The following is a 365-nucleotide window of genomic DNA, read 5'->3' on the forward strand; positions in this document are numbered from 1 at the left end:
CAGCAACACTGGGACTGAGACACGGCCCAGACTCCTACGGGAGGCAGCAGTGGGGAATCTTAGACAATGGGCGCAAGCCTGATCTAGCCATGCCGCGTGTGTGATGAAGGTCTTAGGATCGTAAAGCACTTTCGCCAGGGATGATAATGACAGTACCTGGTAAAGAAACCCCGGCTAACTCCGTGCCAGCAGCCGCGGTAATACGGAGGGGGTTAGCGTTGTTCGGAATTACTGGGCGTAAAGCGTACGTAGGCGGATCAGAAAGTTAGGGGTGAAATCCCGAGGCTCAACCTCGGAACTGCCTCTAAAACTCCTGGTCTTGAGTTCGAGAGAGGTGAGTGGAATTCCAAGTGTAGAGGTGAAAT

1 rRNA gene is annotated in these 365 nt (G+C 53.4%); it reads left to right on the top strand.

Features of this window, described 5'->3' with window-relative positions:
- A 16S ribosomal RNA gene (locus A3764_RS01010) occupies positions 1-365 on the top strand; the annotation flags it as partial.

It is taken from the genome of Sulfitobacter sp. HI0129 (assembly GCF_001635395.1).
Taxonomy (GTDB): domain Bacteria; phylum Pseudomonadota; class Alphaproteobacteria; order Rhodobacterales; family Rhodobacteraceae; genus Sulfitobacter.